This window comes from Amycolatopsis echigonensis (assembly GCF_014174495.1).
In the GTDB taxonomy this organism is placed as follows: domain Bacteria; phylum Actinomycetota; class Actinomycetes; order Mycobacteriales; family Pseudonocardiaceae; genus Amycolatopsis; species Amycolatopsis echigonensis.
In genome coordinates, this window is the sequence record NZ_JACJHR010000029.1 from 96,662 (window position 1) to 105,781 (window position 9,120).

A 9,120-nucleotide genomic window follows, 5' to 3' on the forward strand; every position below is an offset into this window, starting at 1 on the left:
TGACGGGTTGCGGACGCGGCCTCACTCGGCGAGTTCGGACGTCTCCAGCCAGCGCGCCTCGACGTCGTCCTTCTCCGCCAGCACGGCCTTCAGGTCGGTGTTCAGCTCGATCAGCTTCTCCGGGTCGGTCGCCGCTTCCGCCAGCGCGGCGTGCAGCTTCTCTTCCCGCTTCGCGAGCTGGTCCAGCTTCCGCTCCAACCGGCCCAATTCCTTTTGCGCCGCACGGGTTTCCGCCGCGCTACGTTTGGCTTCGGTCTTCTCCGCGGGAGGTGCCTCGCGACGCGGCGCGGCTTCCTTCGCGCGAGCGCGGCGCTGCAGGTACTCCTCGATGCCGCCAGGCAGGTGGGTGACCTTGCCGTCGCCGAGGAGCGCGTACGTGGCGTCACAAACCCGCTCCACCAGGTACCGGTCGTGCGAGACCACCACCATCGTGCCCGGCCAGCCGTCGAGCAGGTCTTCGAGCTGCTGCAGGGTGTCGATGTCCAGGTCGTTCGTCGGCTCGTCCAGCAGCAGCACGTTCGGCTCGGCCATCAGCAACCGGCACAGCTGCAGCCGACGCCGTTCGCCGCCGGAGAGGTCGCCGACCGGCGTCCACTGGCGCGCGGCCGGGAAGCCGAGCTTCTCGCCGAGCTGCGACGCGGTCATCTCCTGCTTGCCGAACACGACGCGCCCCGCGACCTGCTCGATCGCCTGCAGCACGCGAAGATCAGCAGGCAGGTCGTCGAGTTCCTGCCGCAGGTGCGCGAGCGCGACCGTCTTGCCTTGGACCCGCCGTCCGGTCGACGATTCGACGTCGCCGCCCAGCAGCTTCAACAGCGTGGTCTTGCCCGAGCCGTTCACGCCGACGAGACCGATCCGGTCGCCAGGGCCGATCCGCCACGTGACGTGGTCGAGCAGCGTCCGGTCGCCGACGGACAGCGACACGTCTTCCAGTTCCAGCACCGTCTTGCCGAGCCGGCGTTTCGCGAACGCCATCAGCTCCACGGAATCACGCGGCGGCGGCACGTCGGCGATCAGCGCCTCGGCGGCCTCGACGCGGTACCGCGGCTTCGAGGAACGCGCCTGCGGACCTCGCCGCAGCCACGCCAATTCCTTGCGCGCCAGGTTCTGCCGCTTCTCCTCCGCGGTCGCGGCGAGGCGGGCCCGTTCGGCGCGGGCGAAAATCCAGTCGGCGTAACCGCCTTCGTACTGCTCGACCCTGCCGTTCGCGACCTCCCACGTGAGGCTCGCGACGGTGTCGAGGAACCACCGGTCGTGCGTCACGACCACGACCGCGATCCGGCGGCCCAGCAGATGGTCGGCGAGCCAGCGAACGCCTTCGACGTCAAGGTGGTTGGTGGGCTCGTCGAGCACCACCAGGTCGAGTTCGCCGGTGAGCGCGGCGGCCAGCGCGACGCGACGGCGTTCTCCACCGGACAGGTTCGCGGTCGGGGTGTCGAGGCCGATCGCGGTGATGCCCAGACCGTCCACAATGGACCGGACGCGCGCGTCGGCGGCCCATTCGTGCTCGGCTCCGTAGCGCTGCAGCACCACATCGCCGACCGTGCTGCCCGTTGGCAGTTCGGTGCGCTGGGTGACGACGGCCATCCGCAGGTCGCGCACCTGGCTCACCCGGCCGGAATCCGGCTCACTCAGTCCGGAAAGGACTTCGAGCAGCGTGGTCTTGCCGCCGCCGTTGAGCCCGACGACACCGATTCGCTGCCCCTCGGCGACGCCGAGGGAAACGTTGTCCAGCAACGGCTTCACACCGTAGGACTTGCTCACCGATTCCAGGTTGACCAGGTTGGCCATCCGGATCCTTTCCACTGTGGACTGTTGATTCAAGCTTTTCAGGCGTGCACGCGCGGCGGCGCGTTGCGCGGCGCGTCGTCGCCGCCGACCACCCGGGCCCCGGGCACCGGGCCGTGCGCGACCCGCACCGTGCGGCAGACGCCCGCGCCGGACAGCTCAGCGGCCACCTCGACCGCGGTTTCCGCGTCGGAGCACAGGAACGCGCAGGTGGGTCCGGAGCCGGACACGCATCCGGCCAGCGCGCCCGCGTTCACCCCGGCGCGCAGCGTGCGGCGCAGGCCAGGCCGCAGCGACACCGCGGCCGCCTGCAAGTCATTGCCGAGCAACAGGGCGAGTTGGCGAGGATCACCCGACGCGAGCGCCTCCACGACCGGCGTGTGCGATCCGATCCGCGGCGGTTTGCCGTCGGCGCGCAACCGGTCGAGTTCGCCGAACACTTTGGGCGTGGAGAGCCCCTCCTCGTCGAAGGCCAGCACCCAGTGGAACGTGTGCCGCGCGAGCACCGGCACGAGCTGCTCACCGCGGCCGGTGCCGAGCGCAGTGCCGCCGTACAGCGCGAAGGGCACGTCGCTGCCCAGCCGTCCGGCGACGGTGGCCAGCTCGTCGCGCGTGACGTCGAGCTTCCACAGCGACGAGAGCCCGACCAGCGCCGCCGCCGCGTCCGCGCTCCCGCCCGCCATGCCGCCGGCGACCGGAATGCCCTTGCGCAGCACGATTCGCACCTTCGGCTCGTCCGCGTCCGGCCGTCCGGCGTAGGAGGCCAGCTCGCGAGCCGCGCGCCAGGCGAGGTTGGCGCCGTCGGTGGGCACCGTGCGCTCCCCCTCGCCGTACACCTCGAGCCCGGGCTCGTCGGCGGCCGCGACGGTCACCTCGTCGGTGAGCGAAAGCGCCTGGAAGACGGTGACCAGCTCGTGGAACCCGTCCGTCCGCAGGTCGCCGACGGCCAGGTGCAGGTTGACCTTGGCCGGGACCCGGACGGTGACTGGTGGAGGAACGACGGCGAGCACCCGTCCAGCCTACGTGGCTGCGCCGCGCCAGGTCCCGCCAGGAGAAAACGTCGGCGCAGAAGTTCCCCCAGTCGTCGTCCGGGAGTGGGCAGGCGGACTAGTTTGGAACTACTTTGGAACTATGCGCACTCCGGAGGCCAACCTGTCCGAGCTGTCCCTGCACCCGCGCCGGGTCGTCGAACAGCTCGAGGGTTCGCCGAGCCGTTCGGTCCGGATTCGCCGACGGGAGAAGGACAAACCCGATCTGGTCCTGGTCACCGCCGAACGCGCCGAGCAGGTAGCGGCCGGGTTTTCGGCGACCGTCACGCTCCTCGTGGAGCTGATGCGCCGCAGCAGCGAGACGGCCGCGCTCGCCGCTGACGCGCTGCCCGCCGCGTTCCCGTGGGCGCGGTACCTGTCGGCGGACGAGGTGCGGAGGTTCGCCGGCGAACTGGCCGAAACCCTGGAGCGAGCCGAATCCCTCGGCAACCCGGTGCCGTTCGCCGCCCTCGTGGCCACGTGGAAGCAGACCGCCGAGGCGCACGCGGATCCGGAGCTCGCGGAGATCCTCCGCCGGAACGACCACAATGGACAGACTTCAGGACGGTTGTCCTAACAGTCCGGCCGCGTGACCCAATTCCTGGGGCGGCGCGTCCCGCGGATACGGCGAGGGCCGCTCCAACCGATTGGAGCGGCCCTCGAAAAACGGTTCGGCGAAAGGGAAATCAGGCAGCGACCACGCTCTGCGGTCCGCGAACCGGCTGGCTCACGTGCGCGCCCCGGTCGGAGATCCAGGACAGCGCGGCGTCGGCCCGCTCGCCGCGGACACCGAGACGGAAGCGGGCGATCGGGGTGTCCCCGATGCGGGTGAGACCGCCGCCGATGGTGGCGAGTTCCACGTCGAAGCGGCTGGCCGCCTCGGGCAGCAACGCGCCCACCGACGCGAAACCGATCAGGACGACGTCGACCGAGCGGTCGTACTTCGCGGACTGGGCGCGCGACGTCTCGATCGACGGCAGCACCGCCTGCGCGGTCCAGCTGTCCGGCGTCGAGATCAGGTCGAGCACCGTGCCGCGCTCGACGATCGCGCCGTTGTCGAGCACCGCGACGTCGTCGCAGACCCGGCGGACGACGTCCGCGTCCGGCGTGGTGACGACGACCGTCACGCCCTGCTCGGCCCGCGCCCGGTCGAGCACGGCGAGCACCGCGCCGGCCTCCTCGGCGGCGACCCCGGCGGTCGGGTCGTCGGCGAGCAGCACGGCCGGTCCGGCGGCGAGCGCCTTCGCGACCGCGACCCGGCGCAGCTGGCCGTCGGTGAGTTCTTCCGGCTTCTGCGCGGCGCGGGCGGTGAGGCCGACCAGGTCGAGCAGCGAGCCGACCCGGCTGCGCCGCTGCGGGCCGTCGACGCCGAGCTGCTCCAGCGGGCTGGCGATGTTGCCGGCGATGGTGCGCTCGGCGATCAGCTCCGGCTTGGTCCCGACGACCCCCAGCTGGCGGCGGATTTCCCGCAGCCGCTTGCCGTCGAGCGTCGCGGTGTTGAGGCCGTCGAGCCGCACGACGCCGCGGTCGGGACGCTCCTGCAGCGCGATGCAGCGGGCGAGGGTCGACTTGCCGGAACCGGACGGACCCACGACCCCGAACAGCGAGCCGGCTTGCACGTCAACGCTCACGTCGCGCAGCGCGGCGACCCGGTTTCCGTGGAAGGGAAAGGACTTGGACACGTTTTCGACAGTGATCACGAAAGGGCTCCAGGCAAACGAGGCGCGGCGCCGTTTCCGGGCGCGCCAGGCGTCATCGAATTACCGTCCACAGTGGACGGCGCAAGAAAGTGCGGAAAAAACGATCAGGCGATGGCCATGGAGCGTCGACACGCACATACCGAGCGGCGACCTTCGTCGACTACACGTCGGCGGGTCAGCAGGAGCGGGCGGGTGACCCTCTTCATCGAAAACAGCCTCCATCGGTCCTGGCGGTAGCACCTGCCCTGCGGAGGGTGGTTGCTGCGACTTCGGCGAGCCAGGTCTCTCAGTCGCTCGGGATGGACGCTTTCGAGTAAAGCCGATCCCATTGGCTGAACGCAAGCGCGTTGGTGCAGATCACACGTCTGGTGGTGCCCGCATACCGGGACGCCCGTCCTGTTCCGCGAAACCCGGAACCTCGGTCGCCGAACAGTGCCTCGACCTGCGAAACGCTCGTGACGAGCGTCGTTCGCGAACTAGTTCGTTCCACTGTGGACGATCAAGGATCTTTATGGAACAAGACTTTTTTCGTTGTCAAGGGCGCTTCGCTCCCAGGCCTCGGCGCTCGGCTCGGCGGGTCCACGGCCGGGTCGAGATAGGTCACCGGAGCGAAGCACCTCCGGTCGCGCCGCGGAACAATCGGGAGCGGGGAGCACGCGGACTCCCCCGAATGCCGCGGGCCGGACGAGCCGCTCGTCACAGCTTCCACCGCGCTCACGCCATGACCGAGAGTAGTGGCGCGGCCCCGAATCGCCCACGATCAGCGATGACGCAAACCCAGCTCCCGATCGCGGAATACCCGCCGCGCTCCCGCCGTTGAACAGCGAAAACGAGCTCGACTGGCGAAGGTGTACCGCGATGGGGGAGGTGCTCGCCACGCCTGCGAAGGAGCGCGAGGGAGAAGGCGGACCAGCGACGGTACTGGGGAACCCAGCGTCGTCGTCGCGGCAGGGGTTCCTGCTCAGTTTCCGGCAGCCGCGATCCGGGCGAACGCGTGCACGTCCAGCTGCTCCCCGCGCGTCTTCGGATCGATCCCCGCCTCCGCGAGCAACTCGCCAGCCCGCTCGGCGGAACCGGCCCACCCCGCCAAAGCCGCCCGCAATGTCTTGCGCCGCTGAGAGAACGCCGCGTCGACCACAGCGAACAGCCGCGCGCGGTCCACGCCGGACACCGGATCAGTCCGGGTGAACGACACCAGCGCGGAATCGACGTTCGGCACCGGCCAGAACACCGCACGCGGCACCGCGGCGACCTTGCGCGCCGGGCCGTACCAAGCGAGCTTCACGCTCGGCACGCCATAGGTGCGGCTGCCCGGTCCGGCAGCCATCCGGTCGGCGACCTCGGTCTGGACCATCACGAGCCCGCCGCGCAGCGACGGCAGTTCGGCCAGCAGGTGCAGCACCACGGGCACCGCGACGTTGTACGGGAGGTTCGCCACGATCGACACCGGCTCCGCCGGCAGATCGGCGGCCCGCACCCGCAGCGCGTCAGCTCCGACAACGGTCAGCCGGTCCGCTGCCTCCGGCGCGCGCTCGGCCACGGTGCGCGGCAGGCGGGCGGCGAGTACCGGGTCGACCTCCACAGCGATGACCTGAGCGCCCGCGGCGAGCAGCCCCAACGTCAGCGAGCCGAGACCGGGCCCGACCTCCAGCACGACGTCCCCCAGCCGCACGCCGCCGAGTTCGACGATGCGGCGGACCGTGTTGGGGTCGTGCACGAAGTTCTGCCCGAGCTTCTTCGTGGGCCGGACGTCGAGTTCGTCGGCCAGCCCGCGGATTTCGGCAGGTCCCAGCAGTTCCACCACCGGACGAGCCTACCCAGCGCCGCCCGCGACCCTGCTCGCGGCACGAAAAAGCCGGTGGCCGCGGGCACGAAGCCCACGACCACCGGCGGAAAACCCGATCAGGCGCGCTGGCCGCAGACCGGCCAGGCGCTGTAGCTGCCGCCGCGAGCGTCGCGGACCTTCTCGGCCACCGCGATCTGCTGCTCCCGGCTCGCCTGGTTCGGCAGCGAGGCGTACTGGTCACCGCCGTAGGCGTCCCAGGTCTGCTTGTCGAACTGGAGGCCGCCGTAGTAGCCGTTGCCGGAGTTGATGGCCCAGTTGCCGCCCGACTCGCACTGCGCGATGCGGTCCCACGCGGACCCGTCGCCGATCGCCGGCTGCGGCGGCTGCTTGGTGCCGACCTTGATGATCTTGGCCTTGGCCTCGACGAGGGTCTTCTCCGAGACCTGCTCGCGAGAGATCTCTTCGCCGTTGCGCTTGGTGACCTTGTAGGTCACCAGCTTCTTGCCCGGCGTGCCCGGGTCCTCGACGCTCTGCTGGCCCTGCAGCTGCGTCGGGTCGTCGACCTTCTGCACCTCGGGGTCGATGGTCTCTTCCTGGTTGACCATCGACACGCCCATGCGGCTGACGTGGACCTCGGCGCCGTTCTTCAGGCTGACGTCGAGGCCGCCCTCGATCGCGTCGTCCGGGCCCAGGTTCAGCTTCAGGTCGGAGACGAGCTCCTTGGTGGTCACCGCGTTGGTGCTCACCTGGCGCGGCGCGTTGGTGCCGTCGAAAAGCGTGATGTGCTTGAGGGTCTTGACCTGGACGGTGGAGCCCTCGAGCGGCAGTTCGCCGGACGACGGCATCGACGTCCACGCGCCCTGCGAAAGCATGCTGCCCATGCCGAGCTGGTTCATGGCCTCGCCGAGCGTGGTCGCCCGGACCCAGGAGGGCCGCGACACGCCGTCCACGACGAGGTTCAGCTGACGGCCGCGCTCGAGCTTGATGACGCCGCCGTCGCCGACCTGCGCCTGCGGAGAGGGCGAAAGCGCGTCGTGCTCGCCGACCGACAGGCCCGCGTCCTTGAGCACCTCGCCGACGGTGCCGCCGTAGCTGTGCACGGTCTGCTGGTGGCCGTCGACGTCGACGGTGATGCTCTTGTTCATCGCGAGCGCCGCCGCGCCGCCACCGCCGACGGTGACCAGCAGCGAAAGCACGGCGCCCTTGAGGAAGCGGCGCTTCCAGGTCTTGGTCGCCTCGCGCAGCCCTTCCTCGACCGCGGCCTTCTTGGCCTGCGGGGAGGCGGTGCGGTCCTGCTCGACCTCGTCCGGGAGGACGAGCGGCGGAAGCATCGTGGTTTCCGCGTTGATGAGGCGGATCAGCTCGTCGACGTCGACGTCGATTTCCGACATCAGAGCGTCGGCGTCCGGGCCGAGCGCGGCGAGCACGTCCTGCTCGGTCACGCGAAGCTCGTCGGAGAAGTCAAGCTGCCCGTAGGCGGTGTCCTCGAGCTCGCGGTCGAGCACGGCCACCGAGGACTCGGAGGAGGAGAAATACGCCGAACCCGCGTCAAGACGCGAGTCATCCTGCCGACTACCAGTCACCGGGTCGTTCCCTTTCCCAAGACACCGCGCGATCGTCGCGCGTCGTCCTTCGTTCGCGACGCACCCTCAGGTGCGCCTCTCAAGTCCGACACCCCCAGCCAGCGCCATCGTCACGGTTCCGAGTCGTACCAACCTCGGTTCCGCTTCCCCGACGTGCACTGACGTGACTGGTGGGCGTATCAGCCGGCTCCGCTGCGCGGTACCGACCGGCACGATCACGGGACAGTAACGGGTGTCGGCAGGTTGCGCAAACACCCCCCGGAGTGTCGTGACTTGTGTCACTCATCAGGTGGACGAATGCGCGGTCTCGAATGTCGCAATCCGTGCAACCCGTTGTGACACTACGGAATCACGTGGGCAGCTGGTATGCGCGTTCGGCAGTGGTCCGGACCGCTTCGGCCACCTCGTGGACCGCTTCGCCGCGCAGCTGAGCGAGGAAGCGAACGGTGTAGGCGGTGCAATACGGCTCGTTCGGCCGCCCACGGTAGGGATGAGGCGTCAGAAACGGCGCGTCCGTCTCCGCAAGGAACTGCCCGCGCGGCACGATGCGCGCGGCCTCGTGCAGCCCGCGGGCGTTCTTAAAGGTGACCGTGCCGGCGAAGGACAAGATGTAGCCCTTGTCGATACAGCGGCGCGCGATCCGCTCGTCGCCGGAGAAGCAGTGGAAGACGACCGTCTCGGGCGCGCCTTCCTCGTCGAGAATGCGAAGCACGTCCTCGTGCGCGTCGCGATCGTGGATCATGAGCGCTTTGCCAAGCCGCTTCGCGAGGTCGATGTGCCAGCGAAACGCCGCCTGCTGCGCATCGTGCGGCGAGTAGTCCCAGTAGTAATCGAGGCCGGTCTCACCAACCGCGACCACTCGCTCCCCGCGCGCCAAACGCTCCACTTCGGACTGTTCATCCGGCCCGAATTCCTTGGTGCGCGTGGGATGGATAGCTACTGCGGCGAAGACGCGAGAGTCCCAGGTGGACGCTTCGGAAGCCCAGCGAGCAGCGGCAAGATCGTCCGCGACTGTGACGACGCGAGCAACTCCAGCCCGCTCCGCCCGGTCAACCATCTCCGCAACATCGGCCGCGGTCTTCGCTCCGCACGCGTCCAGGTGAGTGTGCGCGTCGACCACCGTCACCGGCAGCCGGTCGGGGATCGGGGGAAGTTCGCGCTTTTCGTCACCCATGGCCCCCAAGCTACTGCGCACCCGCCCCCGGATGCCGTGAGGGGAACCCTCACGGACTCAG

General features: G+C 69.7%; 7 protein-coding genes and 1 riboswitch. Of the genes, 1 reads left to right on the top strand and 6 read right to left on the bottom strand.

The genetic code is table 11. From position 1 onward, the window contains the following. Positions 1-21: 21 nt before the first annotated feature. Together H5411_RS21280 and H5411_RS21285 are read right to left on the bottom strand one after the other, a co-directional pair. Entirely contained in the window at positions 22-1,791 is a 1,770-nt protein-coding gene (locus H5411_RS21280; protein ID WP_183124796.1) for an ABC-F family ATP-binding cassette domain-containing protein, read from the bottom strand. A gap of 38 nt (positions 1,792-1,829) precedes the next feature. Beyond that, positions 1,830-2,798 (bottom strand): 4-(cytidine 5'-diphospho)-2-C-methyl-D-erythritol kinase, encoded by a 969-nt coding sequence (locus tag H5411_RS21285; RefSeq protein ID WP_183124797.1) that lies wholly within the window; start codon positions 2,796-2,798, stop codon positions 1,830-1,832. A gap of 121 nt (positions 2,799-2,919) precedes the next feature. Between H5411_RS21285 and H5411_RS21290 the strand changes: the two genes are divergently transcribed. Next, entirely contained in the window at positions 2,920-3,393 is a 474-nt protein-coding gene (locus H5411_RS21290) for a hypothetical protein (RefSeq protein ID WP_183124798.1), read from the top strand. 109 nt (positions 3,394-3,502) lie between these two features. Here the strand turns inward: H5411_RS21290 and H5411_RS21295 are convergent, their stop codons facing one another. From H5411_RS21295 to H5411_RS21310, 4 genes are all read right to left on the bottom strand, one after another. Further along, positions 3,503-4,516, bottom strand: coding sequence for a methionine ABC transporter ATP-binding protein (locus tag H5411_RS21295; protein ID WP_183124799.1), 1,014 nt, complete (start codon positions 4,514-4,516; stop codon positions 3,503-3,505). Positions 4,517-4,731: 215 nt separating this feature from the next. Beyond that, positions 4,732-4,822, bottom strand: a riboswitch (SAM riboswitch). A gap of 655 nt (positions 4,823-5,477) precedes the next feature. Beyond that, complete coding sequence (rsmA, locus tag H5411_RS21300) at positions 5,478-6,320, bottom strand: 16S rRNA (adenine(1518)-N(6)/adenine(1519)-N(6))-dimethyltransferase RsmA (protein ID WP_183124800.1); 843 nt, start codon at positions 6,318-6,320, stop codon at positions 5,478-5,480. 98 nt (positions 6,321-6,418) lie between these two features. Beyond that, positions 6,419-7,807 (bottom strand): resuscitation-promoting factor, encoded by a 1,389-nt coding sequence (locus H5411_RS48490; RefSeq protein WP_183124811.1) that lies wholly within the window; start codon positions 7,805-7,807, stop codon positions 6,419-6,421. 427 nt (positions 7,808-8,234) lie between these two features. Then, positions 8,235-9,059, bottom strand: a complete 825-nt coding sequence (locus tag H5411_RS21310) for a TatD family hydrolase (RefSeq protein WP_101437613.1) — start codon at positions 9,057-9,059, stop codon at positions 8,235-8,237. Positions 9,060-9,120: the final 61 nt, after the last annotated feature.

Bases quoted from the DNA above. Each gene is read 5' to 3' on its own strand.
- H5411_RS21290 (WP_183124798.1), top strand. From the start codon at position 2,920: ATGCGCACTCCGGAGGCCAACCTGTCCGAGCTGTCCCTGCACCCGCGC.
- H5411_RS21310 (WP_101437613.1), bottom strand. From the start codon at position 9,059: ATGGGTGACGAAAAGCGCGAACTTCCCCCGATCCCCGACCGGCTGCCG.
- H5411_RS21280 (WP_183124796.1), bottom strand. From the start codon at position 1,791: ATGGCCAACCTGGTCAACCTGGAATCGGTGAGCAAGTCCTACGGTGTG.